The organism is Acinetobacter sp. TAC-1, assembly GCF_029025845.1.
Classification (GTDB): domain Bacteria; phylum Pseudomonadota; class Gammaproteobacteria; order Pseudomonadales; family Moraxellaceae; genus Acinetobacter; species Acinetobacter guillouiae.
Genome location: NZ_CP118892.1, coordinates 3,999,535 through 4,021,506, shown reverse-complemented (window position 1 = coordinate 4,021,506; position 21,972 = coordinate 3,999,535). Strand labels below are relative to the sequence as shown.

The following is a 21,972-nucleotide window of genomic DNA, read 5'->3' as shown; positions in this document are numbered from 1 at the left end:
AATATTACAAAAAATTGAGTAGATCTAAAGTGTCAATGTTTGAAAGTTATTCTTTGATGATAAAAAATAATAAATTTATTTTTTTAATATCTATCCTTTTTGTTATTGTATTTGCGCATTATATTTTTAATGATAATTTTCGGCATTGGAATATTTCAATTGTTTTAATTTTACTTTTTACCTATTTTTGGATTAAAGGGGAAGTTATAAAAACAAATTTTTATCTGATTGCATTTTGTTGTATTGGCTTTATAAGTACTACTGTATTAAATCAGTCACTTTTTCGACTTGATTCAGTTCCGCATAATCTATTGAGTACGTATAAGCATATTATTAACCAGTATATTTGGTTTATTCCATTCATTTTTTTACCGACAATTTATTATAAAAGTAATTTTAATGCCGAGTGTTTTTATCGAATATTGTTTTTTATATTGTTTTTGTTGACCCCTTACTTATTGTATTGGGGGGTAATGTTACAGTTTGATCGCGGCCTGTTTAGTATTTTCTTTAATCCAGTGATTAGTTATGATATCGGCTTTATTTCGCTCACAATACTTTTGCTATGTTATTCATTTTATTTAAAAGGTAAACAATCTTATTTATATTTAGTGACCAGCTTACTCTGTATGTTTCTTTTAATCCTTCATGGCACTAGAGGAGCATGGTTGGGGTTGTTATTTGTATTGGGCTTTTTAGTTCTTTTCTATACCAAAACTCAATTAAAAAAAATCATTTTGATGCTGGGTTTGGTTGTTTGTTTTATTGGCATAAATATGATTATTCCAAATTCCCCACTGCTAAAAAGAGTTGAAAACTTTCAATCTGATTCACTCAATATTCGTAATAATAATTATCAAAATAGTTCGGGAATTAGATTATTCCTTTGGAATAATTCAGTGGAAATGTTTAAAACCTCACCTTTCACAGGAATCGGGATGTATGAAATAGAAGCTGAAAATTGCCGTTTATATAAACGAGGCGATTTACCACATTGTTTTCAGCACATGCATAGCATCTACTTCCATGAATTAGCAGCAAATGGTTTGATTGGATTTATTGGTTTATTGATGACATTTTTGACTGCTTTGGTTTTTTTTATAAAGCATATCTTTGCTAAAAATTTGCTAATTCAAAACTTAGCAATCACTGGTACAGTGTTCGTAATCTATTATATGTGTAGCGGTCTTACGGAATATTATTTATTTTTTCAAAATACGACCTATGTGTTCTATTGGGTGACTGCTTCTCTTATGAGCTTTATTTTGATTAATAAGCTTATGAAAACAAAATAAATTTAATTTTAAATGCAAAGGAAATCAGTTTTGATTTCCTTTTTTTATTGCAAAAATATTGAAATGTTATAATATAACATAATTCAAAAATATTGAGCTTTGAGAGCAATCGCATGTCCTTTACCAAAAGTGCCCTAACACTTTCCATTTCTGCAGTTATTTCAACTTCTATTTGGGCTGAAGATCAAACCAATACTGAAAAAAATCCACAACAATTAGAAACCATTACCGTTGTTGGACATCCCTTGGTCCGTTCAAGTCAAGATTTTGGCGTTGCAGATGAAACTGTTTCACGTGAAAAACTACAACAGGCGGGCACGACTTTAGGTGAAGCACTCAAAGATGAATTAGGGGTCTATTCCAATACCTTTGGGGCGGGTTCTAGTCGCCCTGTAATTCGTGGGCAAGAGGGGGCACGGGTTAAAGTGACTCAGAATGCAACAGAGACAATGGATGTTTCAAGTTTGTCACCCGACCATGCCGTCACTGTAGATCCGCAGTTGGCACAAAAAATTGAAGTCATTCGAGGACCATCAACATTATTATATGGGGCTGGGTCTGTGGGTGGCTTAGTCAATGTGGTTGACAGCAAGATTCCGACAGCGATGCCTGAAAATGGTTATGAAGGCAATGTTGGTCTGCGTTATAACACGGGCAACGACGAAAAAATGGCACATGCTGGAGTGACTGTTGGATTAGGTTCAAATGTTGCATTACGTGTAGAAGGCTTAAAACGTGACGCCAATGATTACATTACCCCGAACTATATCGTAACAGAAGAGCATGGTGATCATGCACATAGTACGAAAGAGCGTCGAGTTGGCAATACATTTTCAGAGTCTGAAAATGTAAATGTGGGCTTATCTTGGATCGGTGAACGTGGTTTTGCAGGTGTCTCTTATAGCAATCGCCAAGATCAATACGGTTTACCTGGGCATAGCCATGAATATGAGTCATGCCATTTACATGGTTTATCACTGCATTGTGGTGGGCACGATGATGATGATCATTCTGGTCATGATCATGGTGAAGAAGACCATGATCATGCTGAAGCAGGGCCATGGATTGATATGAAAACAGAACGTTATGATTTCCGTTCTGAGCTCAATGAACCTTTTGCAGGCTTTAAAAAACTTCGTGCACAAGCAAGTTATACCGACTATCAACATGATGAAATTGAAGGCAGTACAGCAATGACAACCTTCAAGAGCAAAGGTTATGAAGGTCGTGTTGAGTTGTTACACAATCCGATTGCTGCTTGGGAAGGTGTGTGGGGTGTTCAAGCCAGCCAGCAAAAATTAGATATCACAGGTGAAGAAGCGGTTCTTGCACCAAATAAAACCCAAAAATATAGTGTATTTGGCTTAGAGCATCGCCAATTTGGTGATTTTCATGTGGAATTAGGGACTCGTTTTGATCATCAAACAGTGGATGTCGATTCAGCTCAAAAAGACTTTGATGGCAATGCATTTTCATATTCTGGTGCTGTGAATTGGGCATTTGCACCAAATTACACGCTCTCTTTAACGGGTTCTCATCAAGAGCGATTGCCTTTAGCACAAGAACTTTATGCTGATGGAAAGCATTATGCGACCAACACTTATGAATTAGGGAATCAAGACTTAAATAAAGAGAAGTCAAATAATGTGGAATTAGGTCTTCATTATGACAATGACAAGTTGAGCTATCATGTACATGTCTATCAAAATTGGTTTGATAACTACATTTATGCCAAAACTTTGGATCAATACGAAAACTTCCGTTTGATCAAATATAGTCAAGATAAAGCCAAGTTCTATGGGACAGAAGGTGAAGTCGCTTATCAGTGGAATGATGTGTATAAAACCAGTCTGTTTGGCGACTATGTCCGTGGTAAAATTGAAGATGAAAATGCACCGCGTGTTCCTGCTGGTCGTTTAGGCGCTCGTGTAAATGCTGAGTTTGATGAGCGTTGGTCTGGTTCAGCAGAATACTCACATGTGTTTAATCAAGATAAATTTGCGTCTTATGAACAAGAAACCAAAGGTTATAACATGGTGAACCTAGGCGTTGCTTATCAATATCCTTTGGCCAACAAACAAGAAGCGAAAGTATTCTTTAAAGCCAACAACCTGTTGGACGAGAAGATTTATGAACACACTTCTTTCTTATCGAATATTCCACAAATTGGACGTAACTTTGTCATAGGTATGGACTATAAGTTCTAATTATTTGCAATCATTCACCAAATCGTTATTGAAAAATAAAGGAATTCGACCTAGGCTCTAAGGGTCTGCCAATACTTCATCTGTATTTGCGACAACGAGTGTTTTTTTAGAGGATACAAGGCATGAGCTATGAAATTTAGTGATCTAAATGAGTAGATCATAACGATGTAGCATCAAAAAACACTCTAGTCGTCTCTGCTGCGCCTTGCGCTGCAAACAAAGCAGTGCTTTGTTTTTTGCTCAGGGTTGTGGTTAAAATTATCTCAAACATCGTTATGAAACTTGAAAATAGTCTCACTATTCTCTTCATTTCATGCCTCGTTTGCTCAATTTTAGCCGACAACGCAAGTTATATATGAAATGTTGACAGACCCTAAATTGGTCTAGGTCTTTTCTTATGCGTATCTTCAATAAAATTCAAAACAAACTGAATTGGTCAAAACGTCGCTATTTCGGCATTATTATCGGCATATTGGCCTTAGGATATCTCTCCTCTGCGATTTATCATGTTTATAAACCGCTTCCTAAAGGGCTGAATTTTACCGGACCATTGCGTCACGCCAATGTAAAATTTATTGCCGATGAAACCTATATTGATGCGCAAGGGAAGCAGCAACTTGATCAACATATCTTTGATCAGGTGTTACAGCTGATTAAGCAAGCCAAGACCACCATTGTGATTGATATGTTTCTATTTAACAGTGAAGTCGGCGATTCTAAAGTTCAGCAACGAGAATTAACCAAGCAATTAACCCAAGCCTTGATTAATGAAAAAATTGTAAACCCAAGCTTAGAAATTAAGTTTATTACCGATCCAATCAATTCTGTTTATGGTGGAATTCAGCCTGAACAATATCGTCAATTACGTTTAGGCGGCATTGATGTGATTGAAACGAATTTAACACCACTCCGTGCATCTAATCCTACTTGGTCTGGGATATGGTATTTATGCTGTCAGGATATTGGCAATAACCCAAATAAAGGCTGGCTGAATAATCCATTTGGCGAAGAAAAAATTACAGTCCGCAGTTATTTAAATTTATTTAATTTTAAAGCCAATCATCGTAAAACCATCGTGGTCGATACCGCGGAAGGTTGGAAAACCATCGTCACATCTGCCAATCCTCATGATGGTAGCTCACGTCACTCCAATATCGCATTAATGGTTGACGGTGCAACTGCGACAGATATTTTAAATACTGAACAAACCGTCGCGCATATGTCGGGAGGTGATACGCCTTTTGTTGCATTTGGCAAACTACCTGAAAATCCAAATAATCCTCAGGTTCAAGTACTCACTGAAAAAGCAATTTATGATGAAGTCTTAAATATGTTGGCGTCAGCAAAAGCCAATGATCAAATTGATTTAGCCATGTTCTATTTGTCAGAGCGCCAAATTGTTCAAGGTTTAGTCGCTGCCAAGCAACGTGGAGTGAAATTACGTATTTTGCTTGATCCGAATAAAGATGCATTTGGTCGTCAAAAAAATGGTATCCCAAACCGTCAAGTGGCTTCAGAGTTAAATGATGCAGGAATTGATGTGCGTTGGTGTAATACCCAAGGCGAGCAGTGCCATAGTAAGATGATCGTAAAGCATAATGCGCAATCTGCGGAAATGATTTTAGGTTCAGCCAATTTTACCTCACGTAATTTAAAAAATTATAATTTGGAAACTGATTTACGCGTAGTGGGCAATCCACAACAACAAGTCTTTATCGATGCTGAACAGTATTTTAATACGGCTTGGTCAAACTTAAATGGTCGTCAAATGAGTGTGGATTACAGCAAATACGCTGATGAATCAAAACTTAAATACGGGGTTTACCGTTTTATGGAATGGAGTGGTTTGTCAACGTTTTGATTTATTCAAAAAAAATATGTATCGAAATAAATAGATTTCGGTACATAATTTAAAGCTTGGTAGATTTTTTAATAACAAAGCTGAGCTTTAAATGAAAACATTACAAACATCATTTTTAAAATCATTATTTACACTGAGTCTGTTTATTTCACCATTAAGTTTTGCAGAGAATGCTTTGGTCACTCAAGCAAAAACATTGCAAACAGGTAGCCCAACGGTCTTAATTAATATTGACAAAGCCATTCAATTATTCAAACAAGCTGCAGATCAAGGTGATGCAGAGGCTTATTTTTTACTTTCAAAATATTATTCTAATTCAGCAGATTATCGTTTTTTACCTGAAAATAGTCATTTATATAAACAGCTGCGTTTGGAAGCGGCTCAACGTGGTAATTTTGACGCATATTTATCATTGGATTTAGAAGCGAGTATCGCTGAAGGTTTTGGTATTTCTAATGATATCAGACAAAAACTAACAAAAATTCGTCCACAAATTTTAAAACTTGCTGAACATGGTGATGTTGAAGCTATACGTACATTCGTACTTGCATTAGACCAAGGGACCGAGAATTATAGTGATGAACAGTGTCAATGGTTATATAAAGCAGTACAGCAAGGGGATTTATTGTGGGCGGGATCTAGTATCCAGAATTGTCCAGAAAACATTCTAAAAAAACTGGGTGCCAAGACGAAAGCTGCTTATGAAAAAGATCATAAAGATAGTGATTTAGCTCATTTTCAAATGCTTCAGCAACGTTCGAATCAAGGTGATATTGGAGCAAAAATAAAATTACTTGAAGATTATGCTGCTGACTCATACTTGTCAGAAAAGGATATTAAACAGCTCGAAAATGAGGTTTTAACGCATTATCAAAAACAAGCATCTCAAGGTGCGAGTGATGCGTATTTGATGCTTGCATTAAAAAAAGATGCTGATAAAGATAAACAGAATTTGTATCTAAAAGCTGCGCAATTAAATAATCATGTGGCATTAACAGAACTTGGATCTGACTATTTATGGTCAGGTGATGAAAAACAAATAGATATTAATAAAGGTCTAATTTATTTAAAAAAAGCTGCAGCACAAAACGATCCTGATGCAATAAATTATCTCGGTGTTTGGTACTATAACGAAGAAAATGAAGGCTATGATGAAGCACTTGCGCAAAAATATTTTAAACAAGCTGCTCAACTAGGATCTGTCAATGCAATGGATAATTTGGCACGCATCGAAGATGAACCAGAAGATTATCGTTGGGCTGTTTTAGCTTATGAAAATGGATCATCTGAAGAAGATACGCAAAGTAAAGCCCTAGAAGCGTATCAAACAGGCAAGGGCACAACTAAAGATCCGATCAAAGCGAGAAATCTAAAAACATATATTCAAATGCGAGCCCAGTTCAACAATAATTTAGGTGGCTTGATTGAAAGCGTCAATAATGATGCTGAACGTACTGAAACTGAATCTAAGAACCGAAAAAGATAAACTCAGTTCTTCAACCTTAGTGTTGATCAGTTAAGCATTTTTAAAACCTCCCCCTTCCAAGTAAGTAAGCTATGCTTGTAGCTGCGAAGGGGGCGGTTAACGAATTGAAATGAGTTCTTAGCTGTCGCTTTCTATTTAGTTTTTTGGATTTGGTGGAACTAACTCATCCAAATCTTTATTTGAAATATGATCTAACTCATGTAAATCAGTTTTGATTTTCCATTTACTTTCATCATCTACGGGTTTTGGTAAACGTGCCTCTAACCAGTCACACACCACATCGGGCGAAAAATCTGCATGGTTACATTGAATCACCCAAGCTAAAAATTGTTTCGCTTCACCATTCATATACGGAGGAGGAGAAACGGGTAAAAACTGAGTCGGAAGACGTTCATTTTTAGAAATATAATTTAGAACGTGACCAAGCTCTTGTACAGTTTGCCACGCTAAAGGATGGTCAATATTGATTTGAAATTTAAACCACCATGCTTGTTTGCCATCTGAACCATAGCTATCAATAAATGCTTCTTGCACACTTGGGATTTTGCAAAAAAATTGATGTAAACGGTCAAAGCTCAGTTCAGCCACAATACAGCACTCATCAGATTAAAATTATATTTTATCAGATTGATGTCAGAATTTACCCAAGTTGATGTATAAACAATAAAGAAGATTAAATTTTGACTGTAATTCATCCATTATTTATCTTGAATGATATATTAAGCTGTTGTGTATACGTTCAAGTTTGGAGGTTGAAATGAAACAGAGACTCAGTTTAAGTGTCTTGATGTTGATGCTTTCAGCAACTTCAACAATGACATGGGCAGACGCTAAAGATTGGGCGAATTATCGCAGTGTTGAGCGCCCTCAAAAGAAATATCCAACAACGACCTATAAATATACAGATCAATATGGCCGCCAAATGTCACAGGAGATTCCTGTTCGACCTCAATACCAGCATCCCTATCCAACGTACCCAAGTTATCCGAATAGGCCCTACCCGCATCCAAATGGCCCACACCCAAGTTACCCACCACAAAATGGTGTGACGATTATTTATAATCACCAGTTTCCAACCCGGACGGAGTATTCGGGTAGCAGTTATGGTTATGTAAATGGGGAGGGTGGTCATATAGAAAGTTCGCAATACACGTTGATTAGTGATTGGCGCCGTTATGGTTTACCTGATCCGCAGGTTGGTATGCATTGGATTTTCCAGAATGGTCGTTATTTACAAGTGCCCAATGATCGCTGAACGTGATTTAAAAATGTCATCATGAGCAATAGTAATGCATCAAATTTTCAACACATTAATAAAGTCCCTTCTCCACTTTGTCTTACGCTTCGATACAGTATTGCTTTGATTTTGTTTAGGGAGAAGGGCAAGCGCATGAATCAAGACAAAAGACTAAGCCAGTTCATCATCTTCTGGTCGTGGTGTTTTACCATGGGGTAATGATTTTTCAGTATGCTTATCGCGAATGACAGAAGGATATGTCCAAGACGCATATCTCACGATCAAAATTGCAATAGCTAAAATTAAAACAGATCCTGTGATAATCACTAAATCCATATCTGCTTTATGGTCATGCTGTATATCTGAAATTAGTAACCGCGTGAGTGCGGTGATTGCGATATAAATTAAGAAACGTACAGGCATGTGGTTGGTCTTAAAATAGATCCCCACCATCGCACCTAATTCCAAATAGATGAATAACAATAAAATATCGTCAATACTGGCGTATTGTTTTACAGTTAAGATTTCAATAATTGTATGTACCGCTGACCAAGCGATCATACAGCCAATGATAAACAGCGCAATATAATGAAATGCTTCTACTGCAATATTGCCCAATTTATCGAGGAGGTTTTCTATTTTTTCTATACGTGGATCTTTATTCATAACATCCTCCATTTGCCTGTGTTATTTACGATTAAACACTATGCAAATTTCATGCACATGAAAGAGAACAAGGCTATTCTTTTCACTTGCTTAGATTAATACTTATTCAATGGGTTAGACTTAACCATCCTTATAAAGGCGGATTGCATGAACCCAGCTCGACTATCAGAATGGTGAACGTTTTGCATTGTTTCCATAATTTCTGTTAGAAAGTGATCTCTTGGATGCTTTGCAAGAATTTCTTTTTGATGAATTGGAGATATTTTAAATAATCGTTTACCCGTTACATCTAAAAAAGCACCTTGATTAATATACGTTGCGATATCACTAAAATCTTTAGTTAATACCATCGGGTTGAGATGAGCTGCAATTGCTTCAAAAATAATATCTTTTACAACCTGACTCGCTTCAGCTTTATCAAGTAATAAATCAGCTTGTTCAGCGCCATAAACCGCAAAGCAACCACATTGTGCATGATGTATATGTGGGGAAGTTAATCCAAGATCATGAAGTAAGGAAGCCAAGTAGAGTATTTCGAGATCGATATGCACCTGATCAGTAGAAGCGAGTAAATGTCCCCAATGATAGGTCCGAATGCAATGTTGTAATAAAGCTGGTGAGTACAATTGTTCAACATCTTTAAATATTTTTGAAATTAATTGGCTGTTAGGAATCAACAATTGATTGGTCTTTAGCAGGTCAGATTGTTTAAATTTGAGCTTTTCAAATACTAAAGATAATTCTGATTTAACAATCATATTTATGATTTGAATTTTTTCCCATTGAGTTAACAAACCATTTGATTTTTTTGCCCATTGATATTTGCCTATAGAATTCATTATTCTTCTCTTAATTTATTTTAGAATGATCATTCTAAAATTAAAATCTCTAAGAGTAAATATCAATTTGATAGGATATTAAAAATGGCAGGGCGTCCAAAAGTCTTTGATAAAGAAAGAGCAATTCGTTTGGCGAAAGATATATTCTGGAAAAATGGATACGAATGCTCTTCTATGGCCGATCTTATGAGCGGACTTAATTCATCAGCAGCAAGTATTTATGCTGCATTTGGGTCAAAAGAACAATTGTTTCGGGAAGTCATAACCTATTATGACCAACATGAGGGAGGCTTCATTGAACAATCTTTAAAACAACAAAGTTTACTTTCATCAGTTGAATCCATGTTTAATCAAGCTATTGATATTTTTACGCAAGAAAATGGTCGGGGATGTTTGATACAGGTCTGTTCAATGGAATGCTCAGAGCGTGATATAAAAAGAGTAATTTGGTTAAAAGAGCTTCGCCAAGCTAAACATCAAAAAATAAAAGCCAGATTTATACATTCACAGCAACAGGGGGAAATACCACCCGACATTCAGGCAGATGACTGGGGTGAGTATTACGCGACTTTATTACAAGGAATTGCTATACAGGCAAGGGATGGGGTGAGTAAGGCACAATTATTAGCATGTGCTGAGCAATCAATTAATGTATTAAAACAAATGGTTATTCAATAATCTTATAAAAAAATTGAATTCGCACATTTTTTTAAAGATGAGTTGAATATGCAAACGCTAAATGATCGGGTGTTTAGAGGTTTTATTTCAGCTGATGATGAGATTAAGCTTGATTGGTAAGCTAATTTTAGCTGCAATTCATAATTACTTCTTATCGGTTTTGATTTTAGCAATAGAGGCATTTAAAGCAGGCAAGAGATGTTGGATGAAGTAATGGGTCTAAGTTCATCGTTTTTTAGTTATGCTCTTTTGCACAGGACAATGATTTCTTCAGTATGGTTATCACGAATAACTGAAGGATCTATTTAGGATATTCACAGACATCTTATTGGTCTAAAAATAGAGAAGCCTCTATCGCCCCTAATTCTAAATAGAGCAATAACAATAAATCCAATACTGGCATATGCGTGCGCTATTTATAATTAAACACTATGCAAATTTCATGCACATGAAAAAAAAGTGAAATATTTATAGTGAATAAATCACAACGATTTAATTAAGAAATTGATCATTTCCTTTGATTAGGCTATAGATAGATTATTTTCAATACAATGAAAGGAATAACAATGTATTTGTACCGACCAATTGGGCTTTTTGAATATCAATTGATTGAAAAGGGTGACTTTAAAAATTTCCCACCAAGATTGTATTGGCAACCTATTTTCTATCCTGTTTTAAATCAGAAATATGCTGAAAAAATTGCTTTAGATTGGAATACCAAAGATCAAGCAAGTGGTTATATTGGTTATGTCACTCGTTTTGAACTGAGTGATGAGTATCTGGCTCAGTTTGAAATACATACGGTTGGTGATGACTTTTGTCAGGAGTTATGGATTCCCGCTGAGCGATTAGACGAGTTTAATCAGCAAATTATAGGCAACATTGAAGTGGTTAATATTTTCAAAGGTGAAGCTTTTACTGAAAATGCTGAATTACCTGAAATCTTTAAAACCAGCCCAGATGGCTCGAAAGAGTATTAGGAAATAAAACATGTATCTTCCTACTCATTTTAAACAAGAGAATCTCCCTGAACTTTTCGATTTAATTGAAAAGAATCCATTGGGAAGTTTGATGGTTATCTATGATGGTGAAATTGAAGCGAATCATATTCCTTTTGAATTGGATCGGTCAGCTGGCAACTCTGGATTATTACGTGGACATATCGCCAAAGCCAATCCTTTATTTAACTTGTTAGAAGAGGTTCAATCGGCTTATGTGATTTTCCATGCTGAACAAAGTTATATTTCACCGAATTGGTATCCAGGAAAATTTGAGCATCATCGGGAAGTACCGACATGGAACTATCGTGTTGTGCATGTGAAGGGAACAATTCGAAAAATAGATGATGAAAAATATTTGCGGGGTATTTTGGCGCGATTGACTCGACAACATGAAGCACCACAGGCGCTACCTTGGAAAATGGGAGATGCGCCCAACGATTATATCGAAGAGCAATTAGAAAAAATTGTGGCGATTGAAATCGAAATAGATTCAATTGTAGGAAAATTTAAAGTCAGTCAAAATCGCAGCGCTGTGGATGCCACAAGTGCAGCAAATGCTTTGCAAAACCAATCTCCAGAGATGGCTGAATCGATTCGGAAGTTTTATCCAAGGTAATACTCTACGATGCTACTTGATTTATATTGTGATCAACTTTTATAGCCGCACGATATAATTACCATCATTGATTTTAAGATGCATAGAAAAGCAAACATAGCTGCTTTATGACGTCCAAGAGATATAGATCAGCAGACGTCTTAAAAATAACATCAGTTGTAAATAAAAAACGCCCGAATCATCGGGCGTTTTAATGTCTTATTTTCAGTTGATGATGAAATTAAGCCTGATTCGTAAAATAATCTTCGCTGAAATTCATAATAACTTCTGCACCTGCTTTGATTTTAGCAACACGTGCATTTAAATCAGGCAAGAGGCGTTGGATGAAGTAATGAGTCAATGCAAGTTTGTCTTGATAGAATTGACCTTGCTTATTTTTTGCAGCATTGGCAATACGAGCAAACATATAAGAGAAGCTTAATAAGCCAACAACATGCAGATACTCTACTGCCGCAGCATTTGCGAAATCAGCATTTTCTTTTGCACGTTCTAAAATATGCTGCGTAATCATATCTACTTCAGTTGCAATATCTAAAGTCGCATCTTTAATGAAGTTTAAGTCGGTATCTAGACCATTGGCAAAATCACGGATCTCTTCAATATATTCAGCAATGAATTCACCATTACATTTAATTGTTTTACGACCAATTAAATCTTGTGACTGAACGCCGTTGGTACCTTCATAGATTTGCGCGATACGTAAGTCACGAACACACTGTTCCATACCCCATTCACGAATATAGCCATGGCCACCAAACACCATTTGTGCATCGATTGCAGCATTAAACGCAGTATCTGTTAAATAGGCTTTGGCAATTGGCGTTAATAATGCAACACGATTATTTGCCTTCGCTACAGCTTCAGGATCGGTTGAAAATTTCGTAATGTCGAGTTGTTGACCTACGTAAACAGCAAATGCGCGAGAAGCTTCATTGTTGGCACGTGCATTGAGTAACATACGACGCACATCACCATGTACAAGGATGCTGTCAGCAGGTTTGTTTGGAGATTTAACACCTGTCGCACTACGGCCTTGTACGCGATCAGTCGCATACTGTGCTGCATTTTGGTATGCATATTCAGAAGCGCCTAGGCCTTGAATACCCATAGACAAACGTTCGTAATTCATCATCACGAACATGGCTGCAAGCCCTTCATTTTCTTTACCAACAAGGAAACCTTTGGCTGCATCAAAGTTCATGACACATGTTGCAGACGCTTTGATCCCCATTTTGTGTTCAATTGAACCAGGACCAGCTGTATTACGTTCGCCCAATGAGCCATCAGCATTGACGAGGAATTTAGGCACGATAAAGAGTGAGATCCCACGTGAACCCGCAGGCGCATCAGGTGTTTTTGCTAAAACAAGGTGAATGATGTTGTCAGCAAGATCGTGGTCACCACCAGTAATAAAGATTTTAGTACCAGTAATGTTATACGTACCATCTTGATTAGGTTCAGCTTTAGTTTTGATGATCCCTAAATCTGTACCTGCATGAGGTTCAGTTAAACACATCGTACCAGACCATTCACCTGAATAGATTTTAGGTAAATAGGTTTCTTTCTGTTCTTGAGATGCATAGCTGTTTAACGCCATACCCGCACCAACAGAGAGAAGCGGGTAGAGCATGAATGACGGGTTGGTAGCAAATAACATTTCATCTGCAAGTACAGTCAGCATTTTTGGCATTGCTTGACCGCCCCATTCCTCTTCAGCACCTAGGCCAATCCAACCGCCTTCAGCGTATTGTTGGAATGCTTCTTTAAAACCAGCAGGTGTCGTGACTTTGCCATTTTCATAATGAGCGCCTTCTTCATCACCTGTACGGTTTAAAGGAAGCGTAACATTTTGTGCAAATTTAGCCATTTCTTCTAAAATTGCTTCAGCCGTTGCCGCATCAACATGTGCAAGCTTTTCGTTGGCTTGCCAGAATTGCTCTGCATTGAAAACGTCATTCAGAATGAATTTCATATCTGCAAGTGGCGCATTATAAATTGGCATGTTCGTTCACCTGTTTATTGTTTGAATCTGTAGACTTAGATCAGTTTAACCAACAAGCATGTATGTTGTTAGATGGTCTAAGTAAATAACGCTCTATTTATAAAGAAAAAGGACTGCCAAAGCTATGACCGTCCTTTCTCTATTTCTGCACTCTTGAGTACAGTTTTCTAAATACCTAGCTCGGCATTCTACTTAGAATGCAAAGTCTTCAGCATCTAATGACATCAATGGATCTAAGCCACCCGCGATCACGTCAACATGGGAACGAACGCGTGGTAAGATTTTCTTGAAGTAGAAACGAGCAGTCTTAATTTTTGCGTTATAGAAGCCAGTTTCAGTAGAGCCTTCAGCAAGTTTTTGTTGAGCAACAAGCGCCATACGAGCCCATAAGAATGCAAGGGTTACATAACCAGAGAAGTATAGGTAGTCAACCGCAGCTGCGCCTACTTCATCTGGATTTTGCATAGCTTTCATACCGATTTGCATGGTTAAATCACCCCACTCTTTGTTAAGAGCAGCAAGTGGTTCAACAAATTCTTTCAGGTCAGCATTGTCTTTGTTTGCTTCTGCAAATTTATGGATGATCTTGGTGAAGTCTTTCAACATCGCACCTTGCGTACCCAATACTTTACGGCCTAACAAATCAAGTGCTTGGATTTCAGTTGTACCTTCGTATAAGCAAGAGATACGCGTATCACGTACAATTTGCTCCATACCGTGTTCAGAAATAAAGCCGTGACCACCAAATACTTGTACACCATGCTTCGCTGATTCAGAACCTGTTTCAGTTAAGAATGCTTTTGCAATCGGTGTTAATAATGACAAGATATTGTCGGCAAATTTACGATCTTCTTCAGTAACACCTTGCTCTACGATATCTGCATATTGAGATAAGAAGTAAACCAATGCACGACCACCTTCAGCAAAGGCTTTTTGTGTCATCAACATGTTACGTACAGCTGGGTGAACAATGATTGGATCAGCTTCTTTCTCTGGTGCTTTAGGACCAGAAAGTGAACGCATTGCCAAACGATCTTTCGCATATGCAAGTGCACCTTGGAAAGATGATTCAGACGCTGTTAAACCTTGAACAGCAGTACCAATACGCGCAGTGTTCATGAAGGTAAACATTGCATGTAAACCACGGTTTTCAGGCCCAATCAAGAAACCTTTTGCGTTATCAAAATTGATCACACAAGTTGCGTTACCGTGGATACCCATTTTGTGTTCGATTGAACCACAACGAACTGCATTACGGTCTGCAATAGAGCCATCTGCATTTACATTGAACTTAGGTACGATGAATAACGAGATACCTTTAGTGCCTTTAGGAGCACCTGGTAAACGTGCCAAAACGATGTGAACGATGTTCTCCGCCATATCGTGTTCACCAGCAGAGATAAAGATTTTCTCGCCAGAGATCGCATAGCTACCATCTGCTTGTGGCTCAGCTTTAGAACGGATAATGCCTAAGTCAGAACCTGCATGAGATTCTGTTAAGCACATAGTACCAGTCCATTCACCTGAAACAAGTTTAGGTAAATATGTTGCTTTTTGCTCAGCAGAACCATGATGCTCGATTGTACGAACCGCACCATGTGAAAGACCAGGGTACATACCCCATGCCCAGTTTGCTGCACCTACCATTTCGGAAATAGCTGTTGCTAAAGAACCAGGTAAACCTTGACCGCCATGTTCTTCTGGAACTGAAAGAGAAGGGAAGCCTAATTCTACATATTTGTCATAGGCTGCTTTAAAGCCTGTAGGTGTAGTGACTACACCATCATTCCATTTACAGCCTTCACTGTCACCGATTTGGTTAAGTGGAGATAATTCATTTTCACAGAAATCCGCGCCAGCTTCTAAATATTGATCAATCAATTCACGGCTTACGGTTTCTTGGAATGCAGGGAGTTTCGCGTAATGTTCTTCAGCATTTAATAATTCATGCAAAACGAAGTGCATATCACGTAAGGGTGCTTTGTATTGTGGCATATCGGTTTCCTCAATACTGGTTAAACCAGATTTATAATCTTCATAAATACGACGTGTGTCTTCTATGACACATATTTGTTCCGCTACATCGTGCAACATCTTATAGTGACGTACAAGTATTTCATGGTTATTTCTCTGTGACTGTAAAGTCAAAGAAAAAAGGCTTGAAAGCTGTAAGTGCATTGAGTGTAAACACTTTTCATTGAAAAATAAGGATACAAATAGTCAAAATCGTAAAAACTTGTGTCCAATAAAATGGCAGTCAAAATATGACGGAAATGCCATTTATATTTTTAAAATGTAGCGAAAAGATTGAAGTGCAGACTTGATTTTGAATGAGACGTGATTGAATGTGTGGTTAAAACTACAGTTATTGAGAATGTTTTTAGTATTTAAATGCAATATGACTCTAAATGATTTAAACCAATAAATGCACTGCATGTTTTGTTAATGGTGATATTTTTATGGCAATCACTCGCCCCAAAGCCGATCCACAATGTCTTCTACCGAATATTCAAAGTATCGTCCTGCTTGATCTTTATTGCGTTGAAACAATTGATGCTTAAATGCTTTAAAATTGAGTTTTAAAAAATTGTAGAAATAGCCTCCAGAGAAAATGGTGCGGAGGTAAAAAGCATTGATGAATTCATTTGCATGTTGCGTATGGAAATCTGAGCTTTTAATCCGCTGGACGATTTCAGTAAGTTCTTGTTTTGAAATATTGTGGATGATTTTAGGCTCAGGTAGGCAAATATCAAAGGTTAGGTTTTCGATGCCTTCGGCTTCCCACCACTCCCAAAGATCATATTGAGAGATGTCTTTGCTGGTAATTTCTGTGAGCTTTTCACTGAGTTTTTGATATTCAAGCGAGTCTTCATCACCAAACTCATCGCAATAGTCGGTGTAGTTGGCAATCAATTTGAGTACGAGCGGGTAATGTTGTTGTGCTGTTTCAAAATCGGGTTCTATTTCTGTACGAAGTCTATTCATCGTTTGCTATGTTTAAATGATCAAAAAGTTTTAATGGTGCTATCAATAAGCGACAAGAAAAGCATAATTTCTAAAATGAAGTCGAGAAATGAGAAATGAAAGTTTTAAGCCTATTTTCATAGATTTACCGTTATCTTTCAACAGTTTATCTCACTCTTTCATCAATTTACCTTACTCGCCAGTATGACCTTTTAAATAAAAACAGTCGTTTATTTTTACTGAGAAGAGGAAGGTAAATTGGATAATTTAAACGGGTAGGCTAATTAAACTCACCCACTGAGCGCTCTTTTGCCCAGTCGCGTAAGATAAATTTTTGCAATTTACCTGTCGATGTTTTTGGAATCTCACAAATCACCACATTTTTAGGGACTTTAAAGCGTGCCAAATGCTGTTTGCAGAATTCAATCACCTCTTCTGGTGTGATTTCAGCACCTTGTTTAAGTTCAATAAAGGCACAAGGAACTTCTTGCCAACGCGGATCAGGTTGCGCAACCACTGCCGCAGTCATAATTGCGGGGTGAGTATAAAGAACCTCTTCAACTTCTAAAGATGAGATATTTTCACCACCTGAAATAATGATGTCTTTTGAGCGGTCCATAATTTTTGCATAACCATCAGGCTGGCAGACCGCTAAATCACCCGTATGAAACCAACCACCTTTAAAGGCTTCTTCTGTGGCTTTGGTATTTTTTAAATAGCCTTTCATAACAATGTTGCCACGGAACATAATTTCTCCCATAGTCTTGCCGTCATTAGGCACAGGTTGCATTGTTTCAGCATCCAACACACGCATACCATCTTGTAATGGATAAGGTACACCTTGACGCGAGTGTAATTGTGCTTGCTCTTGAATAGACAGGTCACTCCAACCTGCTTGAGATGCACATAATGCAGAGGGGCCATAAGTTTCAGTGAGACCGTAGACATGATTGACTTGAATACCAATATGATGCATTCCTTCAATAATTGCCGCAGGTGGTGCAGCACCAGCCACCATCACTTCTACATGATGTTTAAATTTAATTTGTTGTTCTTTTGGAGTGTTGATCAACATCGACAAGACAATCGGTGCACCACAGAAATAGTCAACTTTGTATTGATCAATGAGTTGATAAACTAACTCAGGATCAATTTTACGTAAGCAGATATTGGTACCGCCGTTGGCTGCAACAGTCCAAGCAAAACACCAACCATTACAATGGAATAGTGGAAGTGTCCATAAATATTTACAACGTGGTGTCATACCACAGGCAATGATATTACTGGCTGCATTGATATAAGCACCACGATGGTGATAAACCACACCTTTCGGATTGCCTGTAGTGCCAGAGGTATAATTTAGACTAATCGCATCCCATTCATCCTGAGGTAAATGCCATTCAAAATCTGCATCACCGCCTTTTAGCCAATCCTCATATTCAATTTGACCAATATGCGCTGTAACAGCATTGTTTTCGTACTCTTCATCTGCAACATCAATGATATAGATCTGTTGAGCAATAAGCGCTACCGCTTCTTTAGCCAAAGCCGCAAATTCAGGGTCAACCAAAAGAACTTTGGTTTCAGCATGCTCTAACATAAACGCAATGGTTTTGGCATCTAAACGAGTATTCAGGGTATTTAAAACAGCACCAACCATAGGGACTGCAAAATGCGCTTCGACCATCGCAGGGATATTGGGTAAAAGAACTGAAACAGTATCGTTTTTTTGAATCCCAAGATTTTGTAATTGATGGGCAAATTGACGACAACGTGTATAGGTGTCACGCCAAGAGATATGACGAGCACCATGTACAATCGCATCTTGATTTGGATAAATGTAGGCTGCACGCTCTAGGTAACGTAAAGGTGATAATGCTACAAAGTTTGCAGGGGTTCGTGGTAATTGATCATAGGCACTGACCATGTTTAGCTCCATCTATATTTGTTCTAATTTCCGTGTTTAAAAGATATGCATAAGCCTGTCAGAATTCATTTAGGCTTTAGTCGAGTACTCCAGCTAAATATGCATCGTTAGACATCTTTACCCTTATTTAAATATTTTTTGGAATATTTAATTTATTGAATTAAATTAATATTTTGGAAGATTAATGTAATGTTAATCCTGATTTTATTCAGAATCTTATTTAAAATCCCGTTATTCAAATATGAATAACTGAACTCAGCAGTTTCGCTTTTTTGTATTCCGTTGGCGAAGATCCAGTCCATTTTTTAAACGCACGACGAAATTCCCTTAACTCACTAAAACCAAGGTTGAAACTGATTTCACTCATCGATTGATTTTCTTCAATCCATTGTTTGGCTTTTTTTTCTAACACTTGTTGCTTTAATAACTGAAAATTTAGCCCCTCATTGAGTAGTAAACGCCGTAAATGGCGTTCGCTAAAATGAAAATATTGTGCTGCTTGTTGCATATCAAAGCGTTCAGGTAGATAGCTTTCAATCAAATGTGCTAATACCTTTGCCAAACTGTGTTGATTCATTTGATCAAATTGTTTTAAAGCTTGATCACAAATCAGAATTGCACTTTGATAATTGACAGGGCTATAGTTTTTAAGACTTCTCGACAAGAGTGTTTTGTTAAATCGGATGATATTTTTAGCCGTTTTAAAATAAATTGGGCAATTAAAAATTCTTTGATAATCATTGATATATGTTGAATGATCATAGCTCAGTTCCAGACTCACCAACTCATAGCTCTCGTCAAGCATCATATTGACACAGGTAATAATACTGGCAAAAACTTCATCACAGAAAAATGCTTTTAGCTCACCACAGTTACTTCGCTCAGAAAGTTCAATTTCACAATAATCATCAACAAGATTGACGGTTAAATCTAAGACACTGCCTGAAATGGGATGATAGTGCAGTGCGGTCTCCAATGCTTCAGCTACTGTTTTACAGGCTTGCATGGCAAAGCCCAAAATACCAATTGAAATCTGACCTTCACTGCTGCCCAGCAATAAGCCTAAATTTTGTTGCTGGGTATCTTTAACTGCGAGATGAATAACCTCACAGAGTTCTGAAAAGCCAACAAAACCATGCCCTTGGCGAATTTGTTCCAAGTCTAAATTCTGTGCTGTGAACCAATTGTCATATTGCCAGTGATGTTGTTCTGCATAATGAATCAAACTCGTCAGTATCATTGGTGGAATATAAAATTGAGAATTGGCAATTTCCTTTTGCTGCAAGCTCATAAAGTCCGCTTCGCCCCCCATATTATTGTTGCTTTTACCCTAGTTGGTATCGCATATTTTTGATTAAGATTCAATCTACTTCTGGTATTCGCTGATATAAATTCGCTGACATAAAAAAGATAAAGGATGACCGCATATGTTTATGGTGGGTTGGGATAAACAAGAAATAGACATTCAGCCGCAAGGTTATGCCATGTTTGGTTATGGTATGTGGTCGCATCGTGCTTATCAAAAACGTACAGCGTTGTTTGCTCGTACATTCACTATCCGTCGTTTAGCTTTAGAACAGCCCATTATTTTTTGTTGTCTGGATTTTGGTTGTATTACTTATGCGATCCGCAGTGTTGTTGTTGAACGCTTAAAACAACAACTAGCTGAGCAATTTAATGAACAGCATTTGGTCTTGATGGCAACCCATACTCATTCTGGCCCAGGCGGTTGTGCTTATGAAGCTTTATACAATATGCCGACCCCAGGTTTTGTTCCAGAGCATGTCGAAGCGGTAGTAAAGGCGGTCATGCTCAGTATTTCCAATGCCTTAGACACTGAAAAAGAAACTGAACTTCGTTATCAAAGTTGCCAATTTCCTCATGATATTCCAGTGGCATGGAATCGATCATTGCAGGCATATAATCGTAACCCCGATGTGATTCAAAGAACCGAAGCAGAAACCCATCTCGCCTTAAACCGTGAAATGCAATTAATCGGTTTTTATCGTGATGATCAATTATGTTCCTTTATTTCATTATTTGGAGTACATGCAACCTGTTTGAGTAGCCAACTCAAAGCCCATGATGGTGACAATAAAGGCTATGCTGCTGCGTTAAGTGAACATTATCTATTAACACAAGGTATTCCAAACCCTGTTGCCATTTTTGCACAAGCAACAGCAGGGGATGTATCGCCACATTTTCATGGCCCCAAACAAGATGCGATTCGCAATAAAATTAAGGGCGAAAAAGAATATCAATATGCTGAGCAAAATGGGCGTTATCAAAGTGAAATTGCGATTAAAGCACTGACTACACCACTTGAAAAAAATATCAACAATGCGATGGAAGCATGTTTACTCCAAGGCAATGTCGATGCTGTTTTATCCTATGTAGATCTGAGTCAAGTCGATGTGCCAAGTGAATTTAGTGAGGGGATACAAGGCGCTAAAACCAGTGCCGCTTGTCATGGTGTCGGTTTCTTCGGGGGAACGCCTATAGATGGTAAAGGAACACCTACAGCAATTCTTAAAGTAATGTCATTACTCGCTAAGCGAGTATGTAATCAACGTTTAGCAAACTCGAATTCCCTGCGGTACAGCAAATATAAAGCGCTCTATGACTCACAATTCCCGAAAGAGATTGTTTTAGAAAGTCCGGATAATCAGTTGCTGGGTAAAAGTTTAGATTTTTCACCAAGTATTTTTGACCCTTTAATTGCAGAAATGAATCGCCAAGTTAAAGCAGGTGCCATTCAAGACAGCCCATTAGTTCCAAGTGTTGTTCCGCTACAGATTATCCAAATTGGTCAATTGGCTTTGATTTGTTGCCCCGGAGAAATTACCACAACAGCAGGACAACGTGTGATTCAGACTGTGGCAAAACAGTTCTCAAAGCATCGTGGTATTTCAAAGGTTGGTTTGGTGTCTTATTGCAATGATTATATGGGCTATATCACCACCAATGAAGAATACCAGCAACAAGCTTATGAAGGTGCACATACCTTATACGGTCAATGGACACATGCGGCAATTCAGTACAAATTTCAGCAATTGGCAACGCAGTTGAGTCTAGATAAATCTCAACGAGAATATGACCAAATCACACGCCCCGCAGCGATTCCACCACACGAAATAGAAAAAAGAACAAATCACGGCAATTTAAAAACTGCTGTACGCTAAAGGATGAGCAT

General features: G+C 37.6%; 17 protein-coding genes. 9 read left to right on the top strand and 8 right to left on the bottom strand.

The features are described 5' to 3' along the window. Positions 1–35 precede the first annotated feature (35 nt). From PYV58_RS18770 to PYV58_RS18755, 4 genes are all read left to right on the top strand, one after another. Complete coding sequence (locus PYV58_RS18770; protein ID WP_034609941.1) at positions 36–1,295, top strand: O-antigen ligase family protein; 1,260 nt, start codon at positions 36–38, stop codon at positions 1,293–1,295. A gap of 113 nt (positions 1,296–1,408) precedes the next feature. Further along, positions 1,409–3,502 carry a zinc piracy TonB-dependent receptor ZnuD gene (gene znuD / locus PYV58_RS18765; RefSeq protein WP_034609942.1) on the top strand — a complete coding sequence of 698 codons (2,094 nt, stop codon included), beginning with the start codon at positions 1,409–1,411 and terminating at the stop codon, positions 3,500–3,502. A gap of 397 nt (positions 3,503–3,899) precedes the next feature. Next, the gene (locus PYV58_RS18760) at positions 3,900–5,363 is read left to right on the top strand and encodes a phospholipase D family protein (RefSeq protein WP_034609943.1); all 1,464 of its coding nucleotides are present in this window, start codon (positions 3,900–3,902) and stop codon (positions 5,361–5,363) included. A gap of 91 nt (positions 5,364–5,454) precedes the next feature. After that, complete coding sequence (locus PYV58_RS18755; protein WP_034609946.1) at positions 5,455–6,849, top strand: tetratricopeptide repeat protein; 1,395 nt, start codon at positions 5,455–5,457, stop codon at positions 6,847–6,849. 135 nt (positions 6,850–6,984) lie between these two features. Here PYV58_RS18755 and PYV58_RS18750 read toward each other — a convergent pair whose 3' ends face one another. After that, positions 6,985–7,437: a hypothetical protein gene (locus tag PYV58_RS18750; RefSeq protein ID WP_004723101.1), complete on the bottom strand. Its 453-nt coding sequence runs from the start codon at positions 7,435–7,437 to the stop codon at positions 6,985–6,987. A gap of 169 nt (positions 7,438–7,606) precedes the next feature. On the opposite strand from PYV58_RS18750, the gene PYV58_RS18745 reads away from it, so the two are divergent. Then, positions 7,607–8,104, top strand: coding sequence for an RcnB family protein (locus PYV58_RS18745; protein ID WP_034609948.1), 498 nt, complete (start codon positions 7,607–7,609; stop codon positions 8,102–8,104). Positions 8,105–8,257: 153 nt separating this feature from the next. Here the strand turns inward: PYV58_RS18745 and PYV58_RS18740 are convergent, their stop codons facing one another. Together PYV58_RS18740 and PYV58_RS18735 are read right to left on the bottom strand one after the other, a co-directional pair. Beyond that, positions 8,258–8,752, bottom strand: a complete 495-nt coding sequence (locus PYV58_RS18740) for a phosphate-starvation-inducible PsiE family protein (protein WP_004723097.1) — start codon at positions 8,750–8,752, stop codon at positions 8,258–8,260. 95 nt (positions 8,753–8,847) lie between these two features. After that, positions 8,848–9,591 (bottom strand): HD domain-containing protein, encoded by a 744-nt coding sequence (locus PYV58_RS18735; RefSeq protein ID WP_034609949.1) that lies wholly within the window; start codon positions 9,589–9,591, stop codon positions 8,848–8,850. A gap of 84 nt (positions 9,592–9,675) precedes the next feature. Here PYV58_RS18735 and PYV58_RS18730 point away from each other — a divergent pair, with 84 nt between their 5' ends. The 3 genes from PYV58_RS18730 (at position 9,676) to PYV58_RS18720 (ending at position 11,886) form a co-directional block, all read left to right on the top strand. Continuing rightward, positions 9,676–10,269 carry a TetR/AcrR family transcriptional regulator gene (locus tag PYV58_RS18730; RefSeq protein WP_034609951.1) on the top strand — a complete coding sequence of 198 codons (594 nt, stop codon included), beginning with the start codon at positions 9,676–9,678 and terminating at the stop codon, positions 10,267–10,269. A gap of 566 nt (positions 10,270–10,835) precedes the next feature. Continuing rightward, positions 10,836–11,249 (top strand): hypothetical protein, encoded by a 414-nt coding sequence (locus PYV58_RS18725; RefSeq protein WP_034609953.1) that lies wholly within the window; start codon positions 10,836–10,838, stop codon positions 11,247–11,249. Positions 11,250–11,259: 10 nt separating this feature from the next. After that, a complete protein-coding gene (locus tag PYV58_RS18720; RefSeq protein WP_034609955.1) occupies positions 11,260–11,886 on the top strand; it encodes an FMN-binding negative transcriptional regulator in 627 nt (208 codons plus the stop codon). 220 nt (positions 11,887–12,106) lie between these two features. On the opposite strand, the gene PYV58_RS18715 is transcribed toward PYV58_RS18720, so the two are convergent. The 5 genes from PYV58_RS18715 to PYV58_RS18695 all read right to left on the bottom strand — a co-directional run bounded on the left by PYV58_RS18715 (position 12,107) and on the right by PYV58_RS18695 (position 20,070). Then, the gene (locus PYV58_RS18715; RefSeq protein ID WP_004723090.1) at positions 12,107–13,888 is read right to left on the bottom strand and encodes an acyl-CoA dehydrogenase C-terminal domain-containing protein; all 1,782 of its coding nucleotides are present in this window, start codon (positions 13,886–13,888) and stop codon (positions 12,107–12,109) included. Between the two features lie 192 nt (positions 13,889–14,080). Continuing rightward, a complete protein-coding gene (locus PYV58_RS18710; protein WP_034610112.1) occupies positions 14,081–15,883 on the bottom strand; it encodes an acyl-CoA dehydrogenase C-terminal domain-containing protein in 1,803 nt (600 codons plus the stop codon). Between the two features lie 471 nt (positions 15,884–16,354). After that, the gene (locus PYV58_RS18705; RefSeq protein WP_034609956.1) at positions 16,355–16,873 is read right to left on the bottom strand and encodes a hypothetical protein; all 519 of its coding nucleotides are present in this window, start codon (positions 16,871–16,873) and stop codon (positions 16,355–16,357) included. A 259-nt stretch (positions 16,874–17,132) separates the two neighbouring features. Beyond that, on the bottom strand, positions 17,133–18,779 hold the full coding sequence (locus PYV58_RS18700; protein WP_275059646.1) for an acyl-CoA synthetase: 1,647 nt from the start codon (positions 18,777–18,779) through the stop codon (positions 17,133–17,135). 235 nt (positions 18,780–19,014) lie between these two features. Next, entirely contained in the window at positions 19,015–20,070 is a 1,056-nt protein-coding gene (locus PYV58_RS18695; RefSeq protein WP_034610117.1) for an AraC family transcriptional regulator, read from the bottom strand. A gap of 136 nt (positions 20,071–20,206) precedes the next feature. Between PYV58_RS18695 and PYV58_RS18690 the strand changes: the two genes are divergently transcribed. Then, positions 20,207–21,961, top strand: coding sequence for a neutral/alkaline non-lysosomal ceramidase N-terminal domain-containing protein (locus PYV58_RS18690; protein WP_034609957.1), 1,755 nt, complete (start codon positions 20,207–20,209; stop codon positions 21,959–21,961). Positions 21,962–21,972: the final 11 nt, after the last annotated feature.